The organism is Rhizobacter sp. P2_G4 (genome assembly GCF_056403575.1).
Window position 1 is genome coordinate 356,180 of record NZ_JBFUFG010000005.1, and the last position, 24,831, is coordinate 381,010.

20 protein-coding genes are annotated in these 24,831 nt (G+C 67.9%); 10 read left to right on the forward strand and 10 right to left on the reverse strand.

Annotated elements, in window-relative coordinates; translation table 11 throughout:
• The first annotated feature begins 399 nt into the window (after window positions 1-399).
• The 3 genes from AC1DYS_RS20475 (at window position 400) to AC1DYS_RS20485 (ending at window position 6,222) form a co-directional block, all read left to right on the forward strand.
• A complete protein-coding gene (locus AC1DYS_RS20475; protein ID WP_047488331.1) occupies window positions 400-675 on the forward strand; it encodes a DUF4242 domain-containing protein in 276 nt (91 codons plus the stop codon).
• Between the two features lie 41 nt (window positions 676-716).
• Window positions 717-2,519, forward strand: a complete 1,803-nt coding sequence (locus AC1DYS_RS20480) for an AfsR/SARP family transcriptional regulator (protein ID WP_477902517.1) — start codon at window positions 717-719, stop codon at window positions 2,517-2,519.
• 379 nt (window positions 2,520-2,898) lie between these two features.
• Entirely contained in the window at window positions 2,899-6,222 is a 3,324-nt protein-coding gene (locus AC1DYS_RS20485; RefSeq protein ID WP_477902519.1) for a di-heme oxidoredictase family protein, read from the forward strand.
• A 65-nt stretch (window positions 6,223-6,287) separates the two neighbouring features.
• On the opposite strand, the gene AC1DYS_RS20490 is transcribed toward AC1DYS_RS20485, so the two are convergent.
• Window positions 6,288-8,615: a heavy metal translocating P-type ATPase gene (locus AC1DYS_RS20490; RefSeq protein WP_477902521.1), complete on the reverse strand. Its 2,328-nt coding sequence runs from the start codon at window positions 8,613-8,615 to the stop codon at window positions 6,288-6,290.
• Window positions 8,616-8,669: 54 nt separating this feature from the next.
• On the opposite strand from AC1DYS_RS20490, the gene cadR reads away from it, so the two are divergent.
• The 5 genes from cadR (at window position 8,670) to AC1DYS_RS20515 (ending at window position 15,557) form a co-directional block, all read left to right on the forward strand.
• Window positions 8,670-9,101 (forward strand): Cd(II)/Pb(II)-responsive transcriptional regulator, encoded by a 432-nt coding sequence (cadR, locus tag AC1DYS_RS20495; protein WP_477902523.1) that lies wholly within the window; start codon window positions 8,670-8,672, stop codon window positions 9,099-9,101.
• An 85-nt stretch (window positions 9,102-9,186) separates the two neighbouring features.
• The gene (locus AC1DYS_RS20500) at window positions 9,187-9,552 is read left to right on the forward strand and encodes a hypothetical protein (RefSeq protein ID WP_477902525.1); all 366 of its coding nucleotides are present in this window, start codon (window positions 9,187-9,189) and stop codon (window positions 9,550-9,552) included.
• An 88-nt stretch (window positions 9,553-9,640) separates the two neighbouring features.
• Window positions 9,641-10,876, forward strand: coding sequence for a TolC family protein (locus AC1DYS_RS20505; protein WP_477902527.1), 1,236 nt, complete (start codon window positions 9,641-9,643; stop codon window positions 10,874-10,876).
• Window positions 10,873-12,384, forward strand: coding sequence for an efflux RND transporter periplasmic adaptor subunit (locus tag AC1DYS_RS20510; RefSeq protein ID WP_477902529.1), 1,512 nt, complete (start codon window positions 10,873-10,875; stop codon window positions 12,382-12,384). Before AC1DYS_RS20505 ends, AC1DYS_RS20510 begins: the two co-directional genes overlap by 4 nt.
• Window positions 12,381-15,557: an efflux RND transporter permease subunit gene (locus AC1DYS_RS20515; RefSeq protein WP_477902531.1), complete on the forward strand. Its 3,177-nt coding sequence runs from the start codon at window positions 12,381-12,383 to the stop codon at window positions 15,555-15,557. The genes AC1DYS_RS20510 and AC1DYS_RS20515 overlap by 4 nt, the downstream gene beginning before the upstream one ends.
• Window positions 15,558-15,629: 72 nt before the next feature.
• Here AC1DYS_RS20515 and AC1DYS_RS20520 read toward each other — a convergent pair whose 3' ends face one another.
• The 7 genes from AC1DYS_RS20520 to AC1DYS_RS20550 all read right to left on the reverse strand — a co-directional run bounded on the left by AC1DYS_RS20520 (window position 15,630) and on the right by AC1DYS_RS20550 (window position 21,328).
• Window positions 15,630-15,842 carry a hypothetical protein gene (locus tag AC1DYS_RS20520; RefSeq protein ID WP_477902533.1) on the reverse strand — a complete coding sequence of 71 codons (213 nt, stop codon included), beginning with the start codon at window positions 15,840-15,842 and terminating at the stop codon, window positions 15,630-15,632.
• Window positions 15,843-15,971: 129 nt separating this feature from the next.
• A complete protein-coding gene (locus AC1DYS_RS20525; protein WP_477902708.1) occupies window positions 15,972-16,832 on the reverse strand; it encodes a sugar phosphate isomerase/epimerase family protein in 861 nt (286 codons plus the stop codon).
• Window positions 16,833-16,840: 8 nt separating this feature from the next.
• The gene (locus tag AC1DYS_RS20530) at window positions 16,841-18,031 is read right to left on the reverse strand and encodes a dihydrodipicolinate synthase family protein (protein WP_477902535.1); all 1,191 of its coding nucleotides are present in this window, start codon (window positions 18,029-18,031) and stop codon (window positions 16,841-16,843) included.
• 13 nt (window positions 18,032-18,044) lie between these two features.
• Window positions 18,045-19,208, reverse strand: coding sequence for a Gfo/Idh/MocA family protein (locus AC1DYS_RS20535; RefSeq protein WP_477902537.1), 1,164 nt, complete (start codon window positions 19,206-19,208; stop codon window positions 18,045-18,047).
• 46 nt (window positions 19,209-19,254) lie between these two features.
• The gene (locus AC1DYS_RS20540; protein ID WP_477902539.1) at window positions 19,255-20,238 is read right to left on the reverse strand and encodes a tripartite tricarboxylate transporter substrate binding protein; all 984 of its coding nucleotides are present in this window, start codon (window positions 20,236-20,238) and stop codon (window positions 19,255-19,257) included.
• 99 nt (window positions 20,239-20,337) lie between these two features.
• A complete protein-coding gene (locus AC1DYS_RS20545) occupies window positions 20,338-21,036 on the reverse strand; it encodes a TetR family transcriptional regulator (protein WP_477902541.1) in 699 nt (232 codons plus the stop codon).
• 70 nt (window positions 21,037-21,106) lie between these two features.
• Window positions 21,107-21,328: a hypothetical protein gene (locus AC1DYS_RS20550; RefSeq protein ID WP_477902543.1), complete on the reverse strand. Its 222-nt coding sequence runs from the start codon at window positions 21,326-21,328 to the stop codon at window positions 21,107-21,109.
• 335 nt (window positions 21,329-21,663) lie between these two features.
• Between AC1DYS_RS20550 and AC1DYS_RS20555 the strand changes: the two genes are divergently transcribed.
• Complete coding sequence (locus tag AC1DYS_RS20555; protein ID WP_477902545.1) at window positions 21,664-23,148, forward strand: hypothetical protein; 1,485 nt, start codon at window positions 21,664-21,666, stop codon at window positions 23,146-23,148.
• A 21-nt stretch (window positions 23,149-23,169) separates the two neighbouring features.
• Here the strand turns inward: AC1DYS_RS20555 and AC1DYS_RS20560 are convergent, their stop codons facing one another.
• Together AC1DYS_RS20560 and AC1DYS_RS20565 are read right to left on the reverse strand one after the other, a co-directional pair.
• Entirely contained in the window at window positions 23,170-24,234 is a 1,065-nt protein-coding gene (locus AC1DYS_RS20560) for an ROK family protein (RefSeq protein ID WP_477902547.1), read from the reverse strand.
• A gap of 36 nt (window positions 24,235-24,270) precedes the next feature.
• Complete coding sequence (locus tag AC1DYS_RS20565; RefSeq protein WP_477902549.1) at window positions 24,271-24,489, reverse strand: hypothetical protein; 219 nt, start codon at window positions 24,487-24,489, stop codon at window positions 24,271-24,273.
• A 262-nt stretch (window positions 24,490-24,751) separates the two neighbouring features.
• Here AC1DYS_RS20565 and pqqA point away from each other — a divergent pair, with 262 nt between their 5' ends.
• Window positions 24,752-24,826 carry a pyrroloquinoline quinone precursor peptide PqqA gene (gene pqqA / locus AC1DYS_RS20570; RefSeq protein WP_082000890.1) on the forward strand — a complete coding sequence of 25 codons (75 nt, stop codon included), beginning with the start codon at window positions 24,752-24,754 and terminating at the stop codon, window positions 24,824-24,826.
• Window positions 24,827-24,831 lie beyond the last annotated feature (5 nt).

Sequence of the window (24,831 nt, forward strand, 5' to 3'; positions counted from 1 at the left end):
GTCGCCATCAGCCACTCGCTGTGACGGTGGCTTCACACGCTGGCTCACACAGCCCGTGCATAGCGTCGGGTCTCCTTTCACTCAAGGAGACTCCTGTGCCCTCATCTGCCGTCGAACCGTTCGCGTCGTGGTGGCGCGGGCTACATCGGGCCTTCATCGAGCTGCGCCGTCGCCACGGTCAGCGCCGCGAACTGCAGCTGCTCGATGCCAGCGCCTTTCGCGACCTGGCGATCGACCGCTCGGAACTGAGTTCGTTCGAGGCCGAAGCCGCCGGCATCGCCTCACCCAGCCGTTTGCGAGTGGCTTGTGCGATTCCGGCGCGGCCAGAACCGTCACACGCTCGCTCACACGGCCGCTTCTTAGCCTTGCAGTTCACCTTTACTTCAACGGAGAACCGACATGCCGAAATTTGTGATCGAGCGACCCATTCCCGGGCTGGGCGCCTTGAAGCCTGCCGAGCTGCAGGCGGTGTCCCAGAAGTCATGCAGCGTGCTGCAGTCGCTGGGCACCGACGTTCAGTGGGTGCAGAGCTATGTGACCGGCGACAAGATGTACTGCATCTACAACGCGCAGAACGAAGCGCTGGTGCGCGAGCACGCTCGGCTGGGCGGGTTCCCCGCGACCAGCGTGGCGCGTGTCACGACGATCATCGACCCGACGACCGCCGAAGCCTGACACCCGTTGGCACAAGGCAAGGCCTGAGAGACTATCGCCTCATGGGCCTTGCCATCCATCTTCTCGGCGCGCCGCGTGTCGAATGCGATGGCTGCGCCATGCCCGCGCCGCGCGGACACAAGGTCTGGGGCCTGCTCGCCTACCTGGCACGCAGCGGGGCGCCGGCCGGCCGCAAGCACCTGGCCGACCTGCTGTTCGAAGACGCCGAAGACCCGCTCGCCGCGCTGCGCTGGAACCTGAGCGAATTGCGGCGCCTGCTTGCCCACACCGGCTTGCGCGGCGAGCTGGTGTCGCTCGAGCTGGCGCCGAGCGCGTATGTCGATGTCGACGTCGTCATGCGAGGCGGCTGGGCCGAGGCCTTGCACGTGCCCGGGCTCGACCACGAGTTGCTGGAGGGCATGAACTTCGCGAGCAGCCCGTCGTTCGAGGTGTGGCTGGCCACCGAACGGCGCCACCTGCAGGCGGCGGCCGAAGGTGTGTTGCGCGAAGCCGCGCTGGCGCGCCTTGCATCCGGCGCAGCAAGCGAAGCGGCCGACCTGTCCGCCCGCCTCGTGCGCCGCAACCCGCTGGACGAGAACTTCCAGGCCTTGCTCGTGCGCAGCCTGGCTGCCGCGGGCGACGGCATTGGTGCGGCACGCCAGGCTGCTGCCTGCCGCGAACTCTTCCAGCGCGAGCTCGGCGTCTCGCCCGGTGCAACGCTCGATGCCGCGGTTCGCACCGTCACCGCGACCCCGACGGCGAGGCCGGCGACGGGTCGTGCCGCGGCCATCGCGCAGATCGATGCGGGCGAGGCCGCCATCGGTGCTGGCGCGCTCGAAGCCGGGCTGCAGTGCCTGCGGCGCGCGATCGTCGAGGCCGACGTCACCGGCGACCCGGTGCTGCGAACGCGTGCACGTTTGGCGCTGGGCAGCGCCCTGGTACATGCCGCGCGGGGGCGAGACGAGGAGGGCGCCACGGCGCTGCACGAAGCGCTCGCCGTCGGGCAGGCGGCCTCACCTTCGTTGGCCGCGGCCGCGTGCCGAGAGCTTGGCTACGTGGAGTTCTTGCGCGGCCGCTACGAACGCGCACTGTCGTGGCTGCGCCGCGCCATGCCGCTCGCAGGTGCCGACCGCGCCGAGCAGGCCCGCATCGCCATCGTGTGCGGCTCGGCGCTCAGCGACACCGCGCATTACGGCGCTGCGATCGCGATGCTGCGCGATGCCGAGGCTTTTGCCGATGGGGTCGGCGATTTCAAGCAGGCCGCGTACGCGCAGTCCATGCTCGGCCGTGCACTGCTGCTGCATGGCGACCTTGCTGCGGCCACCGAAGCGCTCGACCGCTCGGTCATGTTGTCGCAGCAGGGCTGGACAGCCTTCGTGCCATGGCCGCAATCGCTGCGTGCCGAGGTCGACCTGATGCGCGGCGACGTGGCTGCGGCGGCCGATCGCTTGGAGCATGCCTTTGCTCTCGGCTGCCAGCTCGGCGACCCGTGTTGGGAAGGCATCTCCGCCCGCGGCCTGGGGTGTGTTGCCATCGCGAGGGGTGAGCCGGAACGCGCCGTCGAGATCCTGGTCGACGCTGTCGTGCGCTGCGTGCGCCTGCCCGATGCCTACCTGTGGGGCAAGGGCTACGTGCTCGATGCCTTGTGCGGCCTCGCCGTCGCGCAGGCCCTGCCGCAAGCGACGGTGTGGATCGACGAGATGCAGGCACTTGCCGCACGCAACGGCATGCGCGAGTTCAGCGTGCGTTCGCACCTGCACCGCGCGGGCCTGGGCGGGGACAGCCACGGCCACAGTGCCGCCGCAGCGCGTGTGCTCGCGCGAGACATCGACAACCCGGCGCTGCACGCACTCGTGGGTTTGTGACGCTGAACGCCGCCCGCAGTACGAGTACGTTCGAGCCCTTGCGCGCCCCTTGATGTAACCAGCGGCAAAAGAAGGCACACGCAGAAGTGCGCCTCATCCGAGCGCGGAGGGTCGTGTTCCATCGCCGGCTCACATACATCGACCCAGGTGACCGTGGAACGACCAGCCCTCTGGCGTTGGTCACACACAGCATCGCCCAGCGGTTCATGCCAAGTGATGGTTCGCAGTCGGTGAGCTGCCCGCATCGGCAGGCATCTTCAAAGGCGATGCAAGTCCCGCTCGCGTGAGACCGCCAGCCACGCCAATCGGCTTACAGCAACAACGCAGGAAACGCCGAGCATGCGTGCCTTGTTTCTGCCACGTCCTGGAGGGAGAGCCGATGAAACACCATGTGCTGCGCTCGATGCGCAACTATTCGATGCTGGGGCTGCATTGCGCCCTGGCGATCTTGCTGGCCGGTTGCGGCGGCAGCGACGGAAATTCCACCGCCAACGCCACGGGCGACACAGCCAGTGCAACCGGCAGCGGAGACCGCTCTCGCGCCATGGCTGCCGGCGACCCCACCGGCGTGGCATTGACCCCGGTGGCCGCCACGGCCAGCGGATCGGAGCGGGCCGACCTGTCGGCCGCTGCTGCGATCGACCACGATGACAACACCCGCTGGAGCAGCGCCTTCACCGACAACCAGTCGCTGACGCTCGACTTCGGCCAGTCGGTCGCCGTCAACCGCGTGCGCATCAACTGGGAACGCGCCCACGCCACGCAGTACCAGCTGCAGGTCTCGAACGACAACTCGAGCTGGACCACGATCAAGAGCGTGGACAACAGCCAGGGCGGCATCGAAGACTGGACCGGCCTGAGCGGGCAGGGCCGCTACCTGCGCGTGCTGGGCGTCAAGCGCTCGTCGCAATACGGCTACTCGATCTTCGAGATCCAGGCGTTCTCGGTCACGCAAGGGAACCCGGCACCGGCGCCTGCTCCAGCACCTGCGCCCGCCCCCACTCCGGCTCCGGCTCCATCGCCAGCCCCTTCACCAGCGCCCGCACCTGCGCCATCCCCCGCGCCGGCCCCGGCCCCCGCACCAGCGCCGGCTCCAGTCGACACGAGCAAGCCCGGCGTCGCCATCAAGCCGGTGGCGGCCACCTCGTCGGCGCTCGAGAACGGCGGCATGCCGGCCACGATGACGATCGACGGCAACGCCACCACGCGCTGGGCCAGCAAGTTCGAAGACGGCGCCTGGATCCAGTACGACTTCGGTGCCAAGACGCAGATCGGCTACATGAAGCTGGCGTGGGAAAACTCGTACGGCAAGGAGTACGCGCTTCAGATCTCCGACGACGGCGCAACGTGGTCGCAACTGCGCTACGTGAGCGCCGGCAAGGGCGGCACCGAGGAGTTCTACAACCTCAATGCCAGCGCCCGCTACGTTCGCCTGCAAGGCGTGGCCCGTGGCACGCAGTACGGCTACTCGCTGTATGAAGTCGAGTTCAAGACGCCGGGCAGCGACAACACCATGCCCACGCTCGCCACCTCACCGCTGAAGGCTCCCGCCAGCGGCAGCGGCCTCGCACCACTGCCGACGACGCTGGACCCGGTGGAGTCGTTGCAGTTCACGCTCGCCGACGGCACGCTGGTCACGCGCTTCGGTGTGCGCGGCCTGGCCCGCCATGCGCGCGAGCGCGGCGAAGACTGGAACGAGATCGGCGAAGGCCCGAACGAGACGGTCGACCCCGTGACTGGCCGAGCCGTCGACAAGGGCCCCGGCAACTTCCTGACCTTCGTGCCGAACTACTTCAAGAACCGCACCTGGGGCTTCGAGATCATCGACAACAGCCGCGTGGCCGGCGTGACCAAGCCCACGCTGAAGGTGAACCAGTACTTCACGCAAGACCAGCTGCCCGGCGGCGTGGCCTGGTTCCGCGCGTTCGACCGCCCAGGCGTCACCGGCTACGGCTGGATGAACCCGGGCCAGCTGGTGAACGACAAGGTCACCCTCTGCCCGCCGGTGGCCTACCCGCCGAACGGAAGGCTGGTCAGCGCCAACCTGCTCAACAACGACTGCAGCCTGACCGTGAATGGCTACCCCGGCCATGGTGACATCGGTGCCGACGGCATGCCCAACGGCAAGAGCGTGCCCGGCCGTTCGCTGGTGGTGGGCGACGTGATCGAAGTGTCGCCCTCGTTCTTCTCCACCCGCGAAGGCATGGCCAAGGTGGGCGACAGCGGCGGCATCCGCTACTACGCCGGCGAGTGGACCTACGTGGTCGGCACCGGCCTGCGCCCGTGGTACGGCGTGCAGCCGCGGCTGATGAATGCGCCGCTGCCGGCGGAGACGCTCCAAGGCGGTATTGGCTCGCTGTCGTACGACTACGCCGACAACGGCAGCTTCATGTTCCAGCAGCCGCACATCAACGTCGGCATGCAGAACATGCAGCGCTTCGTCGAAGGGCGCCGGCTGATCCACACCAACCTGTTCACCGGTGACCACAACGAGCCGGGCAACGACCGCTACGACGCGGCCATCGGCCTGCAGGGCCAGCGCTTCAACCAGTCGTCGTGCTTCGCCTGCCACGTGAACAACGGCCGCAGCCCGGCCCCGGCATCACCGAACCAGCGGCTGGATTCGATGTCGGTCCACACAGCAATCATCGGTGCCAACGGCCAGCAGCAGCCCGACCCGCGCTATGGCGTGGCGGTGCAGATGAATGCCCGCTCCACCAGCACCGGCGCACCGCAAGACTGGGGCAACGGCGTGCGCGTCGCGGGCTTCGACACGCAGACCGTGAAGCTGGCTGATGGCACCTCGGTGGAGTTGCGCAAGCCGCGGCTGGCGTTCGACGGCCCGGTGCCGCAGATCGTCTCGCTGCGCGCTGCGCAGCCGATGCTCGGCACCGGCCTGCTCGAGGCCGTGCCCGAGGCCGACATCTTGGCGCGTGCCCGCAGCACGCCCGATGCCGACGGCGTGAAGGGCCAGGCGAACTTCGTCTTCGACCCGGAAACCGGTGACGTGCGCCTCGGCCGCTTTGGCTGGAAGGCCGGCAAGTTCAGCCTGCGCCATCAAGCTGCCTCGGCGCTGCTGCAAGACATGTCGGTGACCACGCCGGTCTACCCGAGCCGCGACTGCCTGGCCGGTCCGGCCACCTGCAAGACGAAGACCGAGCGCGGGCTGTCCGAGGCCGACCTGCAGTCGATCTCGCGCTACCTGCAGCTGCTGGCCGTGCCGGCGCAGCGCAGCCTCGCAAGCGGCTTCCCGAAGGGCGTCGCACCCTTGGCCGATCTCGACGTCGACCCGGCCAAGGTGGCTGCGGGCGCCAAGGTCTTCCAGGGCCTGGGCTGCACGAGCTGCCACACCGCGGAGATGAAGACCGGCTCCGGCCACCCGCTCGCCGAGCTGCGCAACCAGACCATCAAGCCGTACACCGACCTGCTGCTGCACGACATGGGCCCCGGCCTCGCGGACAGCTACGTCGAAGGCCTGGCGGCCGGCAACCTGTGGCGCACCTCGCCGCTGTGGGGCATCGGCTACACCGACCGTGCGATGGGCACGGCAGGCAAGGTCGGCTACCTGCACGACGGCCGCGCCCGCACGCTGACCGAAGCGGTGATGTGGCACGGTGGCGAAGGCGAGCGTGCGCGCCAGCGCTTCACCGCGCTGTCTGCCGCGGATCGACAGGCCGTGCTGGCCTTCTTGCAGTCGCTCTGATCGGGTGACTGCTGGCGTGGCGGCTCCGCAGGCCTCGGCTTGCGGAGCCGCTTCGCTATTGGGGACTAGCGCGACTTGCGCAGCAGCCGCAGCCCGTTGAACACCACGAGCAGGCTGCTGCCCATGTCGGCAAACACCGCCATCCACAGTGTGGCCTGCCCGACCATCGCCAGCGCGAGGAACACGGCCTTGATGCCGAGTGCGAGACCGATGTTCTGCCACAGCACGTTCTTCGTGGCGCGCGAGAGCCGCACGAACTCGGCCAGCTTGCGCGGGTCGTCGTCCATCAACGCGACGCTCGCGGTCTCGATGGCGGTGTCGGTGCCGGCCGCGCCCATGGCAAAACCGATGTGCGCCTTGGCGAGCGCCGGCGTGTCGTTGATGCCGTCGCCCACCATGCCGACCACGGTGCCGCCGGCCGACAGTTCTTCGATGGCCTTGAGCTTGTCTTCCGGCAGCAGCTCGCTGCGCACATCGTCGATGCCGACCTGCCGCGCCATGGCGTCGGCCGTGTGGCGGTTGTCGCCGGTGAGCATCACGGTCCGGATGCCGAGCTGCTTCAGCTGGGCGATGGCCTCGGCACTCTCGGGGCGCACTGCGTCGGCGATGGCGATGATGCCGATCGCCGTCTGATCGCGCACCAGCACGACTGCCGTCTTGCCTTGCTGCTCCAGCGCATTCAGCCGTGATTCGATCTGCGGTGTGCAGGCCTGCGACTCTTCGAGCAGGCGGTGGTTGCCGAGGCGGTGGCGCACACCATCGATCGCGCCTTCGATGCCGCGGCCCTGCAAGGCCGCGAAGCCGGTGACACCCAGCTGCGTTGATGCATCGCCGGCGTGCGCTGCGATGGCCTGCGACACCGGGTGGTCGCTGCGCGTCGAGAGTGCACCCGCCCAGCGCAACACCTCAGCCTGCGTGCCTTGCAAGGCAACCACATCGGTGACCTGTGGCTTGCCCTGCGTCAGCGTGCCGGTCTTGTCCAGCGCCAGCACCTTCAGGCGGTGGCCCTGCTCGAGGTAGAGGCCGCCCTTGATCAGGATGCCGCGACGGGCTGCGGCTGTCAGACCGGAGACGATCGAGATGGGTGTCGACAGCACCAGCGCGCAGGGGCAGGCGATGACCAGCAGCACCAGCGCGCGGTAGACCCAGGTGAACGCGTCGGCGCCAGCGAAGAGCGGCGGAATGACCGCTGTCGCCAACGCCGCTGCGAACACCGCCGGCGTGTAGTACCTGGCGAAGGTGTCGACGAAACGCTGCGTGGGCGCGCGCGTGCTTTGCGCTTCTTGCACGGCCTTGATGATGCGGGCCAGCGTCGACTCGCCCGCCGCGGCGGTCACGCGCGACAGCAGCTCGCCGTTCTGGTTGATGGTGCCGGCGAACAGGCTGTCGCCGACGGTCTTGTCGACCGGCACGCTCTCGCCGGTGATGGCCGCCTGGTCGACGGCAGACGACCCCGAGCTCACCTGGCCATCGAGCGCGATGCGCTCACCGGGCCGGATGCGCACCAGCGCGCCGACCTGCACGGTCGACGCGGGCACCTCGCGCCACGTTGAGCCTTCTTGCACCGTGGCCGTTTCCGGCGCCATCGCCATCAAGCCCTCGACGGCGCGGCGCGCACGGTCGAGCGACTTGTCTTCGATCATCTCGGCAATGGCGAAGAGCACCATGACCATCGCGGCCTCGGGCCATTGGCCCAGGATCGCCGCGCCCGTCACCGCCACCGTCATCAGCGCATTGATGTTCAGCTGGAAGCGGCGCAGGGCCAGCAGCCCCTTGCGGTAGGTGTCGAGGCCAGCCAGGCCGATGGAGGCTGCCGCGAGCACGACGGCGCCGATCGAGTGGTCGCCGTAGGCGAGGGCGACGCCTTCGGCCGCCAAGGCCAGCACGCCGCCGGTGATCAGCTTCCAGTGGCTTTCCTTGCGCGGCGGTTCGGCAGCTGATGACGGCACCGGTGTCGCATGTTCATGCGCGTGGTCATGCACGTGGTCGTGGTCAGCGCCATGGGCATGTGGCACGGCTGGTGCGGACCCGACCGCCCGGATGGCGATGGCACCCAGGCCCTTTCCGCGCGCCTTCGGCGCAGCAGCGTTGCCCAACCGCACTTCGAAGCCGGAGCGCCCGGCCGCGGCCACGAGTTCGGAATCTGCCACCGCCTCGTGCTCGATCCGCACGAACCGGCGGATGTAGTCCGCTGACACATCGCGCACCCCGCTGAGTCGCCGCAGCTCCTTCTCGACCGCGCTGAACTCGGTGGCGCAGCACATGTCCGGCACCGCCAGCACCGTGCTGTGCTGGGCCTGCGGCACCGCTGCGGCGGCCGTGCCCGACGCATCGGCCGAGCACCCGCCCGATGCACAGCAATCACCGCTTTCCGTCAGTTTCTTTTCGTCCATGGCAGCATTGAGAACCCTGTAGCCGGTACAGGGTCAAGCATCAGGGGCAATGCGATGAGGATTGGTGAACTTGCCGCTCAGGCGGGGTGCGATGTTCAAACGGTGAGGTTCTACGAGCGCGAAGGCCTGCTCGAAGAGCCCGCACGTGAAGAGTCGGGCTACCGGCGTTATGCGCAGCGGCACCTTGCGCGCCTGCAGTTCATCCGCCACTGCCGGTCACTGGACATCCCGCTGCCCGAGATCCGCGACCTGCTGGAGTTCGCCGCGGCGCCGGAGCAGTCGTGTGCCCAGGTCAACACGCTGCTCGACGAGCACATCAGCCGTGTGCAGCAACGGCTGACGGCGCTTCGTACGCTCGAGGGCCAGCTGCTGGCCTTGCGTGGCCGCTGCGACGGCGACCCCTCGCATTCGTGCGCCATTCTCGACAGCTTCATGACCGCGGCCGAGGCACATGCCTGCGCCTGCCATCCCGATCCGGCGCATTGAGTCGTCAGGCCTTCGCCTTCCAGACGACTCATCGTTGCATCGCTACACTGCCACCGTGTTTCGCCATCGCTCCCTTCACCGCTGCGTGACCGTGTTCGTCGCGGTCGTGTCCCTGCTCTTCGGGCAGTTGGCGATGGCGCGCTACGTCTGCCCAGGCCAGGCCGATGTGAACGCCATGGCGGCCATGGCCGAGATGATGGCCGCCGGCCAGCCGTGCGAAGGCATGGACCCGGACCAGCCGACGCTGTGCCATCAGCATGCCGCGGGGAGCGCCCAATCGTTCGAGAGCGCCAAGGTCCACGCACCGTCGATGCCTGCCGTCGTGCAGGTGCTGCTCGTTCCGCTGGTGCTTGAATCGCAGCGCGAATCCGTGCTGCCTGTGGCCGTCGCGTTCGATGAGCGGCCGCCGCCAAATCCCCTCTTCCTGTCTACGCTCAGACTTCGCGTCTGACCCTCCGCCGACTGAATGGCGCTGGCGCGGCTCGGCCGCTCGCCGGCTCTTGCCCCGTTCTTTCGCCTCGTTCTCTCGCGGAGTTCCCATGTTCAGCTTCTCTCTTCAGCGCGTGGCCGCCTTGGTCGCCGCGGCTTTGCCTCTGGTCGCATCGGCGGCGCCTTTCACGCGCGAGGCCGCCCTCGACCTGGCCGTCCAACGATCCGAAGCCGCGCGCTCGGCCCGGGCGGGCAGGGCCAGTGCCTCGGAGGCGGCCCGCGCCTCCGCCCAGCCGCCGGACCCGATGCTGCGCGCCGGCGTCGACAACCTGCCGGCCACCGGTGCCGATCGGCTGAACAGCGCGCGCGACTCGATGACGATGAAGCGCCTCGGCATCAGCCAGGAATGGCTGTCCGCCGACAAGCGCGCAGCGCGCCAGGCCGCCGCCGACGCCGAGGTCAGCCGCGAAAGCATCGCCATCCGCGTGGCCGAAGCCGAGACGCGCCTGCAGACGGCGCTGGCCTACATCGACGCCTACTTCGCCAGCGAGTCGCTCAAGCTCGCGCGCCTCACCGAGCACCACGTGCACGAAGAAGGCGCGGCGGCTCGTGCCCGCCTGTCGTCGTCGAGCGGCAGCAGCCAGGAGGCGCTGGCGATGGACGCCGCGCGCGGCATCGCCGAAGACGACACAGCCGAGGTGCGCCAGCAGCAAGCCGCCGCCAGCGTGGCGCTGCGCCGCTGGACCGGCCAGTCGCCGGACGAGCTGCCGGCGATGGCGCCACTCCCCATTCCATCCGAAGCGGTGTTCGTTGCGAACCACCCGAGCTTCGTGTCGATCGAGCGCAGCATCGAGGTCGCGAAGCAGGCCGCAGCCGTCGCCTCCAGCGAGCGCCAGCCGAACTGGACCTGGGAGGTCTCGTACGGCCAGCGGACGGGCTACGCCGACATGCTGTCCGTCGGCGTCAGCATTCCGATTCCCGTCGCACGAGAGCAGCGGCAAGACCGCGAGACGGCCTCGAAGCTCGCGCTCGTCGACAAGGCCGAGGCCGAGCTGGCCGAAGCGAGCCGCATGGCCACGGCCGAGTACCAATCGCTGGCCAGCGATGCACAGCGGCTGGGCGAACGCATCGAGCGCTATCGGCAAGGTGTGGTCGCGCCCGCTGCGCAGCGAACCGCTGCGGCGCTGGCCGGGTACCGGTCGAACCAGACCGCGCTGATGGCGCTGTTCGAAGCGCGCCACGCAGAGGTCGACGCGCAACGCAAGCTGCTCGGCCTGCAGCGCGAGCTGGCCAGGGCGCAGGCCCAGCTGGCGTTCAAACCTCTTGCATCCGGAGCCCAACCATGAAGCGCGCCGTTCTCATCGTGATCTTGCTCGTGGCTGCCGTGGCGATCGGCGCGGGTGGCTTCTACCTCGGCCGCCGCAACGCAGGGGACATGCCCACTGCCGAGTCGAACGACAAGAGCGCCACCGACAAGAAGGTCTTGTACTGGCACGACCCGATGGTGCCGGGCCCGCGCTTCGACAAACCGGGCAAGTCGCCCTTCATGGACATGCAGCTGGTACCGGTCTACGCCGACAGCGATGCCGGCGACGCGGGCGTGAAGGTCAGCCCGACGGTGCAGCAGAACCTCGGCATCCGCTACACGACCGTGCGGCGCGCCGAGCTGCCGACCACGTTCGATGCGGTCGGCACCGTGCAGTTCGACGAGCGGCTCAGCGTGGTGGTGCAGACGCGGGCCGCGGGCTACGTCGAACAGCTGCGGGTGCGCGCGCCGATGGAGCGTGTGCGCAAGGGCCAGCCGCTCGCGACCGTTTTCTCGCCGGAGTGGCTGGGCCCGCAGAACGAACTGCTGGCCCTTCAGCGCGCCGGCGTTGCGCCCGAGCTGGTTGCGGCGGCGCGCGAGAGGCTGAAGGCGATGTCGATTCCCGACGAACTGGTTCGCCAGAGTGAAGCGGCCGGCACGGCCCAGGCCCGCTACACGCTCAGCGCGCCGGTCGGCGGCGTGGTGGCCGAGCTCGGGGTGCGCGAAGGCGTTGCCGTCACGCCGGGCATGACGCTCTTTCGCATTGCCGGGCTGGAGAAGGTCTGGGCCGTGGCCGAGGTGCCGGAAGCGCAGGCCGCGCGCCTGGTCCGTGGCCAGAAGGTCAAGGCACTGCTTCAGGCCGATGCCGGCCATGTGTTCGACGGCACGCTCACCGAGATCGTGCCGCAGGTCAGTGCCAGCACGCGCACGCTGCAGGCCCGCTTCGAGGTCAACAACCCGGCGGGCCAGCTCGCGCCAGGCATGCTGCTGCGCCTTCAGGTGGCCGGGCCAGCGATCGCGCGCCTGCTTGCGCCCACGGAAGCGGTGATCCGCACCGGCAGGCGCGCGCTCGTGATGGTGCGCAACCCGGCCGGTGGCTTCGAGGCGCGCGACGTGTCGGTCGGTGCCGAGATCGGCGACGAGATCGAAATCACCCAGGGCGTGAAGGAAGGCGAGGAGGTGGTTGCAAGCGGCCAATTCCTCATCGACTCCGAAGCGCGGCTGCGCTCGGTGACGGGCAGCATGGCGGCCCCTGCGGCCTCGGCAGCATCTGCAGCGGCGTCCGCCGCATCGATGCCAGCAGCGCAAGCGGCCGGCATTCACACCGCGGAAGGCAAGGTCGAAAGCGTCAACGCCGACGGCATCACCATTTCGCACGGGCCGGTGGCCTCGCTGAAGTGGCCGCCGATGATGATGGGCTTCGGCAAGCCCGACCCCAAGGCCTTCGCCGACATGAAACCCGGCGACACGGTGCGCTTCGAGTTCCGTGAGGGCGGTGCAGCCGGATACGAGCTGGTGTCGGTTCAGCGCGTGCGGGGTGGCAAATGATTGCGGCGCTCATCCGCGGCTCGATCGGCAACCGGGCGCTGGTTCTGATCGTGACCGCCTTCCTCGTGGCGGCCGGCCTGTGGTCGGTCAAGAACACGGCGCTCGATGCCTTGCCCGACCTCTCGGACACGCAGGTCATCGTGCGCACGCCCTACCCGGGCAAGGCACCGCAGATCGTCGAAGACCTGGTGACCTACCCGCTGACCACGACCATGCTCAGCGTGCCCGGGGCGAAGACGGTGCGGGGCTATTCGTTCTTCGGCGATTCGTTCGTCTACGTGTTGTTCGACGACAAGACCGACCCGTACTGGGCGCGCTCGCGCGTGGTCGAGTACCTCAACCAGGTGCAGGCGCGGTTGCCGCCCGGGGCCAGTGCTTCGCTCGGGCCCGATGCCACCGGCCTGGGCTGGGTCTACGAGTACGCGCTGGTCGACCGCACCGGCAAGAACGACCTGGGGCAGCTGCGCGCGTTGAACGACTGGTTCTTGAAGTTCGAGCTGAAGACCGTGCCCGACGTGGCCGAAGTCGCCAGCATCGGCGGCATGGTGCGGCAGTACCAGGTCGTGCTCGACCCCGACCGCATGCGCGGGCTGGGCATCACCCAGGCGATGGTGGTGGGCGCGCTGCAGAAGGCCAACCAGTCCGCTGGCGGCTCGGTGGTCGAGATGGCTGAGGCCGAGTACATGGTGCGCTCGCGCGGCTTTCTGCAATCGCTCGATGACTTCCGCAGCATTCCGCTGTCGGTGGCGGGCGCGACGCCGGTGCTGCTGAAGGACGTGGCCACCGTCCAGATCGGGCCGGAGATGCGGCGCGGCATCGCCGAACTCGACGGGCAGGGCGAGGTGACCGGTGGTGTGGTCGTCATGCGCTCGGGCAAGAACGCCCGCACCACCATCGAGGCGGTGAAGGGCAAGCTCGCCGCGCTCAAGCCCAGCCTGCCGCCCGGTGTCGAGATCGTGCCGACCTACGACCGCTCGCTGCTCATCGACCGGGCCGTCGATAACCTGCGTGCCAAGCTGATCGAAGAGTTCATCGTGGTCGCGTTGGTCTGCGCCATCTTCCTGTTCCATCTGCGCTCGGCGCTGGTGGCGGTGGTGGCGTTGCCGGTGGGTGTGCTGATCGCGTTCGCGGTGATGCACTGGCAAGGCGTCAGCGCAAACATCTTGAGCCTGGGCGGCATCGCGGTGGCCATCGGCGCCATGACCGATGCCTCGGTGGTGATGGTCGAGAACTTTGCGAAGCACCTCGAAGCGTTCGAGGTCGCGCACGGCCGGCAGCCGACTGTGGCGGAGCGCTGGAGTCTGGTCGCGCAGTCCTGCGTTGAAGTGGGCCCGGCGCTGTTCTTCTCGCTGCTGGTGATCGCGCTGTCGTTCGTGCCGGTGTTTGCACTCGAGGCGCAGGAGGGGCGCCTGTTCTCGCCGCTTGCCTTGACCAAGACCTACGCGATGGCGGCTGCGGCCGGCCTGTCGGTCACGCTGGTCCCGGTGTTGATGGGCTACTTCATTCGCGGCCGCGTGCCGCACGAACGATCCAACCCGATCAACCGCTTGCTCATGGCGGTGTATCGACCGGCGCTCGACGCCGTGCTCCGGTTCCCCAAGGCCACGCTGGTCGTCGCCGCCGTGCTGCTGGGGTTGACGGTGATTCCGGCCCTGCGCCTGGGCGCCGAGTTCATGCCCGCGCTCGACGAGGGTGACCTGCTGTACATGCCGAGTGCGCTGCCCGGCCTGTCGGTGTCGAAGGCGTCGCAGCTGTTGCAGCAGACCGACCGCCTCATCAAGACCGTGCCCGAAGTGGAGCGGGTCTTCGGCAAGGCCGGCCGGGCCGACACCGCCACCGACCCGGCGCCGCTCGAGATGTTCGAGACCACCATCCAGTTCAAGCCGCGTGCCCAGTGGCGAGCAGGCATGACCGCCGACAAGCTGGTGGAAGAGCTGGACCGTGTGGTCAAGGTGCCGGGCCTCAGCAACGTGTGGGTGCCGCCCATCCGCAACCGCATCGACATGCTCGCCACCGGCATCAAGAGCCCCGTGGGCATCAAGGTCGCGGGGACCGACCTCGCGGTCATCGACAAGCTCACGACGCAGATCGAGGCGGCGGTGAAGCGGGTGCCGGGCGTGTCGTCCGCGCTCGCGGAGCGGCTGACCGGCGGGCGCTACATCGACGTCGACGTGGACCGCCTGGCCGCCGCACGCTACGGCCTGTCGGTGGCCGACGTGCAGGCCATCGTCTCCACCGCCATCGGCGGCGACAACGCGGGCGAGCTCATCCAGGGGCGCGAACGCTACCCGATCAACGTCCGCTATCCGCGCGAGATTCGAGACTCGCTGGAGCGCCTGCGGCAGCTGCCCTTCGTGACGGAGAAGGGCGCGCAACTCCTGCTGCAGGACGTGGCCGCGATCTCGGTCCAGGACGGCCCGCCGATGCTGCGCAGCGAGAACGCGCGGCTGTCGGGCTGGGTGTATGTCGACGTGCGCGGCCGCGACTTGCGCTCGGTGGTCAACGACATGCAGGCGGTGGTGGCCCAACAGGTCGCGATGCCGGCCGGTTATGCCGTGTCATGGTCGGGCCAGTTCGAGTACCTGGAGCGTGCCACCGAGCGGCTGAAGCTCGTGGTGCCTGCCACGCTCGCCGTCATCTTCGTGCTGCTCTACCTGCTGTTCCGCTCGTTCGGCGATGCGGCGCTCGTGATGGCCGCGGTGCCGTTCTCGCTCGTCGGCGGCTTCTGGCTGGTGTGGGTGCTCGGGCATGCCATCTCCGTCGCCACGGTGGTCGGCTTCATCGCACTCGCCGGCGTGGCGGCGGAGTTCGGTGTGGTGATGCTCATCTACCTGAAGAACGCCCATGCCCGTCGATTGCTGGCCGGCGAGCCCGACAACGAGGAGACGCTGCTCGCCGCCATCCGTGAAGGGGCCGTGCTGCGCGTGCGGCCGAAGGCGATGACGGTTGCGGTGGTGATGGCGGGCCTGCTGCCCATCCTGTTCGGAACCGGCACGGGCTCGGAGGTGATGACGCGCATCGCCGCGCCCATGGTCGGGGGCATGGTCACCGCACCGCTGCTCAGCATGCTGGTCATCCCGGCGGCCTGGTACCTGGTGCGGCGGCGCGCGGTGCGGGCGGTGAGCCGGGAGCGGGATGGGCGTGTCGAATTTGCTGCCGACTTGCCGCCATGAAAACGGCCCGCACGTGGCGGGCCGGGTCTGCGCCGAAGCGCGAGGAGAGAGATGGGGCTCGTGCGACAGGCCTTACAGCCCAGCCACCTTGGGCGATGCACTCGCGGTCTTGGTAGCAACTTTCTTCTCTGCCTTCACGGCAGCGACCTGCTTGGTCGTTGCCTTCTTCGCGACCACGGCCTTGTCGCTCGAGGGCGAGGCCATGGCGTCTTTGCTGCCCTCTGCGCCAGGGCACGCAAATGCGCTGCCGGCGACGAGTGCCAGGGGAATCAAGAGGTACTTCATGATGGGCTCCTGTGGGGTGGACGATGAACGGCGTAAGGCGCCAGCGATGTGTGCCCCATCATGCAGCGATCCAACGCCCACCAGCGGGTCATGGTTTTTAGGGCCGGTTTTGCCGGCAGCCTGCACTGGCTAGACCACGCTGCGATGCCGCGCGATGCAGGTGCTGAGCACCTCATCACCGCTGCGCTGCCACCAGTGGCCCGCCGAGAAGATTTCGACCTCGCTGTAGCCGGCGAAGCCTTCGGCCTCGACCCAGCTGCGGATGCGCGGGATGTCGATCACGCCGTCGCCCATCATTCCGCGGTCGTTCAGCGGGTCGGTGGTGGGCACGAGCCAGTCGCACACGTGGAAGGCGAGCAGGCGGTCGCGGCCGGCGCGCTGGATCTGCGCCTGCAGCTTCGGGTCCCACCACACGTGGTAGACGTCCACGGCGACGCCGAGTGCGCCGCTGCGTTGCGGGTCGAGTTCGTCGCACACGTCGAGCGCGTGCTCCAGCGTGTTGATGCAGGCGCGGTCGGCGGCGTAGGTCGGGTGCAGGGGTTCGATGGCGAGCGGCATGTTTCGCTTGCGTGCTTCTTGTAGCAGCGTGGCGATGCCGTCGCGCACCACCGCGCGGGCCGAGGCGATGTCCTTGTGCTGCGGCTTGCCCGCCAGCGCACCGGGCAGGCTGCCCACCACCAGCACAAGGCAGGGCGCGCCGAGTTCGCAGGCCTCATCGAGCGCGCGCAGGTTCTCGTCCTTCGCGTTGGGCTCGGTGAACATGCCGCCGCGGCAGTAGCCCGACAACTCCAGCCCATGCGCGCGCAAGGTGCTTGCCGTGGTGGCCAACCCTGCTGCGGCCACCTGGTCGCGCCACGGCGACACGGCGCGGATGCCGTGGCGTGCACATGCGTCGAGGATGTCGACCAGCGGCCAGTCGCGCCCGTGCTGCTTGCGCACGGTGGCGGTGTTGATCGACAGCCAGCGGTGGTCGGTGCTGAAGTCGCGCATCGTGCCGGTCATGCGTCCACACCGTGCAGCGCGAGCAGCGTGCGCATGCGCCGCGCTGCGCGCTCGGGGTCTTCGATCAGCCCGGCCGCATCGGCCAGCCTGAACAGCTCGGCAAAGTGCGGCAGCGAGCGCGTGCTCTGCTGGCCGCCCACCATCACGAAGTGCGACTGGTGGCCGTTGAGCCAGGCCATGAACACCACGCCGGTTTTATAGAAGCGCGTGGGCGCCTTGAAGATGTGGCGCGAGAGCGGCACGGTGGGCTCGAGGATGGCGTTGAAGCGCGCGGTGTCGCCAGCGGCCAAGGCGCCGAGCGCCGCACTGGCTGCGGGCGCGATGGCGTCGAAGATGCCGAGCAGTGCGTCGCTCTGCTTGTGCGTTGTGGCCTCACCCACACCGTCACCGGCGATCAACTCGGCGTAGTTGAAATCATCGCCCGTGTACATGCGCACACCCGCGGGCAGGCGGCGGCGCATCGCGATCTCCTTGTCCTTGTCGAGCAGCGAGATCTTGATGCCGTCGACCTTGTTCGGGTGGGCGGCGATGATGCCGAGCGCGGTGTCCATCGCCGCTTCCACATTGCCGCTGCCCCAGTAACCTGCCAGCGCGGGGTCGAACATCTCGCCGAGCCAGTGCAGCACCACAGGCTGCTTCGCCTGGCTCAGCACCCGGCTGTACACGCGCTCGTAGTCGGCCGGGCTCTTGGCCACACGCGCGAGCGCGCGGCTGGCCATCACGATCAACTTGCCGCCGAGTTTCTCGATGGCGGCCATCTGCTCTTCGTACGCGCGGATAACGTCGTCGACGCTCTTCGCGGCGTCGGGCGCCAGCTGGTCGGTGCCGCAGCCGCTGGCGACCAGCGCGCCGGGCATGTCGCGCGCAGCGTCGAGGCTGCGGCGGATCAGCTCCAGCGAGGTGGGCCAGTCGAGGCCCATGCCGCGCTGTGCGGTGTCCATCGCCTCGGCCACGCCCAGGCCCATGCCCCACAGGCGCTGGCGGTAGGCAATGGTGGTGTCCCAGTCGATCGCGCAGTCGAGCCAGGGGTCGACGTTCGCGCGCGCGTCGGCCACCACGTGTGCGGCCGAATAGGCGATGCGGTTGAACTGCGTGCCGGGCCGCGCGGGCGCTATGCCCGGGGTGCCACGCAGGGTGTAGGGCTGCAGCGAGCCATCGCTCGCCGGAAGGTTGAGGCGCATCGTCATCGCACTGCCCTCGTCAGAACTTGAGCGCGGGCACGTCGACCCAGCGCCGCTCTTCCCAGCTCTGCAGCGCGGCGTCGACCAGCTGCACGCCCTTGGCCCCTTCGGGCAGCGTCCACACATAGGGCGCGTCTTCCACCACGTGGCGGATGAACGCTTCCCACTGGATCTTGAAGCCGTTGTCGTAGACCTGCGAGTCGGGCACTTCTTGCCATTGGTCGAAGAAGTTCATCGTCTGCTGGACGTCGGGGTTCCACACCGGGCGCGGCGTGGTCACGCGGCTTTGCGCGCGGCAGCTCTGCAGGCCCGCCACGGCCGAGCCGTGCGTGCCGTCGACGTGGAAGGTCACGAGATCGTCACGCCGAACACGAGTGGCCCAGCTCATGGTGAGCTGCGCCACCACGGGCTCGCCGTTGTGGCCTTTGAGCTGCGCGGTGGCGTAGGCCGCGTCGTCGGCGGTGGCGGCGTAGGGCTTGCCGGCTTCGTCCCAGCGCTTGTCGATGTGAGTCGCGCCGAGGCACGTGATGGACTGCACCTCGCCGAACAGGTTGTCGAGCACGTAGCGCCAGTGGCACATCATGTCGAGGATCATCCCGCCGCCGTCTTCCTTGCGGTAGTTCCAGCTCGGTCGCTGGATGGGCTGCAGGTCGCCTTCGAACACCCAGTAGCCGAAGTCGATGCGCGCGCTCAGCATGCGGCCGAAGAAGCCGGCGCGGCGCAGCATGTCGAGCTTGCGCAGGCCGGGCAGGAAGAGCTTGTCCTGTACCGCGCCGTGCTTCAGGCCGCTGGCTTGCGCCACACGAGCGATCTCCACCGCTTCATTCAGGTTGGTTGCGATCGGCTTCTCGCAGTACACGTGCTTGCCGGCGCGGATGGCATCGGCCAGCAGGCGAGGGCGCATCTGCGTGGTGCCGGCGTCGAAGAAGACGGTGTCGTCCTTGTTGGCGAGTGCGGCCGCGAGGTCGGTGCCCCAGCGCGGGATGTTGTGTGCCTTGGCCAGTGCTTCCATCTTCTCGGCGTTGCGGCCGATGAGGATCGGGTCGGGCATCACCTTGTCGCCGTTGGCGAGCGTCACACCGCCCTGGTTGCGAATGGCCACGATGGAGCGGATGAGGTGCTGGTTCATGCCCATGCGTCCGGTGACGCCGTGCATGATCAGACCGAGTCGTTGGGTCGGCATGTGAGCTTTCTGCTGTTGAGTTGATGTCGTGAGCGGCGAGGCCGGCTTACTGCGGCGTCAGGCCTGCTTCCTTCACCAGCTTGGCGTTGGTGGCGATCTCGCCCTTGATGTAGGTGTCGAACTCGGCGGGCTTCATGGTCCAGGCATCCAGGCCCAGTTGCAGGAAGCGCTCTTTCACCTCAGGCGCGGCCAGCGCCTTGATCACCTCTGCGTTGAGGCGCTCGACGATCTCGTGCGGCGTCTTGGCCGGCACCATCATCCCGATCCAGAAGTTGAACTCCGAGCCGGGCACGCCGGCTTCGGCGGTGGTGGGCACATCCGGCAGCGCACTCGAGCGCCGCGGCGAGCCCACGGCCAGCGCCTGCAACTGACCGCCCTTGATCTGCCCGATCACAGGGGCGATCGGCGAGAAGTAGTAATCCACCCGGCCGGCGATCACTTCGTTCACCGCTTCGGCCGAGCCCTTGAACGGGATGTTGGTCGCCTTGATGCCGGCAGCCAGGCGGAACTTCTCTGCGTTGAGGTGCGTGGCGCTGCCTTGTCCGGCCGACGCGTAGTTGAGCCCGTTCGGCGAGGCCTTCGCGGCGGCCAGCAGGTCTTTCAGCGTCTTCAGGTTCTTGGACGGCGACACCACCAGCGCATTGGGTACGGCGGCAATCGGCGTCACGCCGGCAATGTCGGCCACGGTGTCGAACGGCAGCTTCGCAAAGGTCGACGGGCTCACCGTGTGCGACGACGAGTGAATCATGATCGTGTAGCCGTCGGGTGCGGCCGTGGCCAGCGCCGTCTGGCCGATGGTGCCGCTGGCGCCGCCCTTGTTGTCGATGACGAGCTGTTGGCCGAGGCTGGCCGACACCTTGTCGCTGATGGCGCGGGCCACGATGTCGGTGGTGCTGCCGGCGGCAAACGGCACGATGACGCGGATCGGCTTGCTCGGGTAGGTCTCGGCCAGGGTGGCGGCCGGCAGGCAGCCCAGGCCTGCTACGGCCAGCAACACCAGTCGGCGGGAAAGAAGCGGTGTGGTCTGCATCGTTGTCTCCTGTGGTCTTCGATCTCGGCTATTAGTTCACCGTTTGGTGAATTCGAGATCATTTTGGAGCAACGGCTGCGCCGCAGTCAACCGCCGGGATTACTCCCTCAGTACATACCCCAGGATCACATCGCAGATGTGCGAGAGCCGCTCGTTCAAGGCCTTTGGCGACATCAGATCGCGCCCGAAGATGGTCGACAGCGTGTGCTGGTTTGACAGGTAGAAGTAGGCGATGCCGGCGATCGAGATGTAGAGCTGCAGCGGGTCGACCCCGCCGCGAAAGACGCCCGTTGCCCGGCCGCGTTCGAGGATGCCGCCCAGCGCCTCGATCAGCGGCGTGTTGAGCGCGCGGGCGCGCTCCGAGCCCTTGATGTGCCGCGCGCGGTGCAGGTTCTCGCTGTTGAGCAGCGTCAGGAACTCGGGGTGTTGGAGGTAGTAGTTCCAGGTGAATTCTGTGAGCCGGCGCACGGCCTGCTCGGGTGGCATGTCGGCCAGGTGCAGTTGCTGCTCGGCTTCACGGATGCTGAGGTAGGCCTCTTCCAGCACCGCGCGGAACAGCTCTTCCTTGTTCTCGAAGTAGTAGTAGATGAGCTTCTTGTTGATGGCCGCCCGCTCGGCGATGCGGTCCACGCGGGCACCGCCGAGGCCGTACTCGGCGAACTCGTCACGCGCCGCCGCGAGGATGGCTTCGCGGGAGCGGTCGGCGTCTCGGGTGCGCGGTGCGTCGGCCGGCACGTCGGCCGGTACTGCCGGGCTCGTGCTGGCGCGGGCGCGGCGCTCGGGAGGATCTTTTTTCATGCCCGCGAGGATAAGCGCAGCGCGGGCCTTCCCTGCGTTAAATCACCATTTGGTGATTAATGATCAAGCCTCACGCGGGCGGCCTGCTGCGCTCCTTGCGTGTGTACGACAGCGCAAACAGGTACAGGCCGGTCACCAACTGCAGAAAGAGCGGCGGCAGCGGCGAGTAGGTGATCCACGCTGGAGGCTCGCCCGGCTGCATCGCCCTGGCCGCGAAATTCGCGATCACGGCAAGCGTGAAAACGATGGACAGCCAGCGATGGCTCTGCCGCATCCACACCCCCCAGTTCATTGCGACCTCCGGGACATGGCGACGACCTCGGTCGTTTCCCATCCGTTGTCCCGCGACACAAACGATGCCGCAAGCGCTTCTCGATCCCTCACATACAGACCGACCTCATCTACACCTTGAGCCATGGAACCTCCGTTGATTGGAGTTCCGTTTTTACCGGCTGGCTCGTCCGGACGCTTCTCCGAAACTGCGGTCTTGAGGATCTGGGCAATGGGCTGGCGTGCAGCCGCTGCCTCAGCCGCCTTCGCGGTCTGCATCAACACTTCGCGTTCGGGCCGGTGCCGAGCATCACGGGGCGCACGCTGCGGCAGACACACAACGACCGAGGACTCACCATGCCTGCAATCACTGCGCAAAGCTCACCTCCCAGGATCACGTCGCTTCGCCCCGAGACCGAGGGCGCGAGCACCAGCGAAATCGTCCCGGCGCAGCGCTCGCCGCAGTTCAGCGGGCCCGAAGGACTGCGCGCGCGGAACCGGTCGGCAGCGGAGACGTCCCCAGTTCGCACGCCGGATTCGCAGGCGCCGCTGCTGTCGACGCGGCCGACACCGAGCTCGCCGCTGAGCGACCACGTCGTGGCGGGCCAGCTCCAGGGCGTGGTGATGGCGTCGCTCGGTGTGCGGGAGCTGTCGCCAGACGTCGAGGCGCGCCTTGTCGAAAACGCAGGGGTTCTGCGCGAGAAAGGGTTCGACACGCCCGAGAAAGTGCAGGGCCTGCTCAAGACCGCCTGGCGGCACGACTCGATCCTGGCCGTCGGCGCGTTGGGCCTGACCGGCAGCGCGGGCTATGCCATCGGCATGGAACTCGCGAGCGAGAAACTGGTGGCCAAACTTCCCGGGCACATCCTGCGCAATCCGCCGGCGTTGGGCATGCTGGTTGGCTTGGGTGTCGGAGCCATCGACGTGGCCATCAGCGTCATGGGTCAGGCAACGGTGAAGCCGCTGATCTACAACGGAGCCGAAGGCAACGCGCTCTTGCCGCCCTCGATTGAAGTGCCGCGGGGGGCCGAGGCGATCATGGATTCGATCAAGCAGGCCACGAGTGCCAACTTCCTGAAGAACCTGCCGCGCATCCCGACGCCTGGCCTCCAGGCCTTTGCCGAAAGGCACCTGCACGGCGTGCAGGATGGTTCGATTCTGCGACGCACCGCCGATCGAATCGACGTGGGCCTCGACGCTGGCTTGGGCGTTGCGGCTTCAGCCGCCGTGCAGTTCAAGAACCTCATGGGCGCCACAGGGTACGACGCCCGCATGCTGTTGCGCAGCGATCTCGGCGAAGTCATCGACAAGATGCAAGGCAGCTACAAGGACAGCGTGGTCAACGTCGCACGGAGCGTCGGCTCGGCCCTGATGCAGCCGGCCGTGCCGCTGGCGGTGGTGGCGACTGTCGGCGTCTTCATCTCCGAACTCTTCGCGGCCAACGCGATGATCGACAGCGCAGGCCATGCAGAAGCCGGCAGCCACGGCGCGCTGCCGCCTGACCGCGCCGACTGGAGTGTGATGACAGGCAAGCGGGCGTCGAGCGTGGCGTTGATGGCGCTCATGACCGCCACCATCGAGTTCGGTGCTCCCATCGTCGCTGCGGGGGCGGATCGCCTGTCCGGTGCCGCCAAGGATGTCGCCAAGGCAGCGGCCGGCAAGGTCAGCGATGCGGCGATGAGCGCGATCGCCTTCGTCGGCGAGTCTGCCAATAGCTTGCCGGACATCGGCGCCTGGGTGACGCAGCGGCTCGGCTTGCACTCAGGGGAAGCGTCCCGCCCGAACATCGAGATAGGCCCGACCCCGCATCACTCGGTGCGGATCGAAGAGCTTCCGACGTGATGGCAAGTCCGCTTCAGCCAGTCACCGTGACCGGTTGGTGAAGCTCGCGTTGCCAAGCCCGGTGCCAATCGTGAGCACGGCCCAGCGCTTGACGTCCAGCGTGCAAGGCAACTCGCTGAGGCCTTGAACGACGGCGTCGTTGTGCATCAGCACCAGCGTGTCGGCGTCTGCGATGCGAGGGATGTTTTCGCGGATCCGGCTCGGCAGGTGAAAGCTGGCGCGGTACCAGTCACCGGGCAAGTTCTGCGCGCCTCGATCGATCGAGCCGTCGCTGCGAATCACGCCCGGGCAGGCAATACCGACAAAGGGAAGCAGCGGGATGCGATGGGCCGCGGCGTGGTCGATGAGCCGCCGCAGCATCTCGACGATGCCTTCCACCAGGTCGTTCTGCGGCGCCTTGCTGTCGGCATGGCGCCACTTCTCGCTGTGGAGCACGCGTGCGTCCACCGGGTCGCCACCCAGCTGCGGCTGGACGATGCCGCAGCGCACGTTCGTGCCTCCGATGTCCACCGCGAGGAAGGCATGCCCATCCGCGCCGCGCGGGCTCATCGGCAGCCAGCCGACCAGGCCACCGTCGTCGGCTCCATGATGGATCGGTCGCAGCTCCACCGTGATGCCTTGGCCCGTCAGCGCCCGCTGAGTGCGGTAGATGGCGAGCTTGCCGATGGCGCTTTCCTTGAAGCCGCCGCCGACCACGATGCGCTCGACACCGGCCCAGCCGGGGTGCCGCATGAACCGGCCGATGACGTAGGCCAGCCGGGCAGAGAAATCGTTGATCGCCAGCGCGACCATTCGTGCCGCTTCGGTTCCACCCGAAGAGGCGATGCGGTCCAACTCCTCTTTGCTCATCTGGTCGGGCGGGCTGGCCCCGAAGGGATCGCGGCCCGCCTGCTCCAGCGTGAGCTGCCAGGCCTTCAAGACCTTGCGAAAGGCGGTCTCGCTGGCCTGGTCACCCACCAGGCCCTGCGCGTCTTCAAGCTCCAGGCTGTAGCTGGTGATGGACACGCGTTCCAGTTCGCGTTCGCCATGGGTCGGTGTGGGCTTTGAAGCGGCAGCCGTTTGGGTGGAGTTTGAATTTAATGCCATGGGGCGCGAGCATGCGCCGCCATCATGACAAGGGCTTCAGGCTGACCCTGACGGCGGCTCGGATTGCGGCGCGTGCGGCCGAAAGAAGAAATTGATCGCTGTCTCTGGCGGGGTCGCAAAGTCGGTTCGCTGCAGGTCTTCGGCCAGCTTCTCGACGTCGTCTTCATGCATGGCCGGCAGGTACAGCCTGATGCGTGCCGCGGCGCGCGAGATCCACTCTTGTTCGGAGATTTCCTTGAGGCGATTTTTTTTCATCGGCGCATTGTTGAAGGCGCCTCCGCGCTTCGCCATCCCTCTTGGATAGGCCCCCCTTCATGCGTCCCACCTTTCGGGGTGTCGGTAAATTTTTCCATGATGCCTGCCATACCCCTCCCGCAACGATTCATGAAAATCGCCAGTTTGGATTCATGATCACCCGACTGGAGCGATGACGCTGGCCGAGCCACCATGCAGGACGGGACCAACAGGCCCCCGCAGTGTCCAACCGGCGCTGTGAGACCGTTACAGGAGAATCTCTATGCAATGGCAAACACCCACCGCGACTGATTTCCGCTTCGGCTTTGAAATCACGATGTACGTCGCAGCCCGCTGATCGCG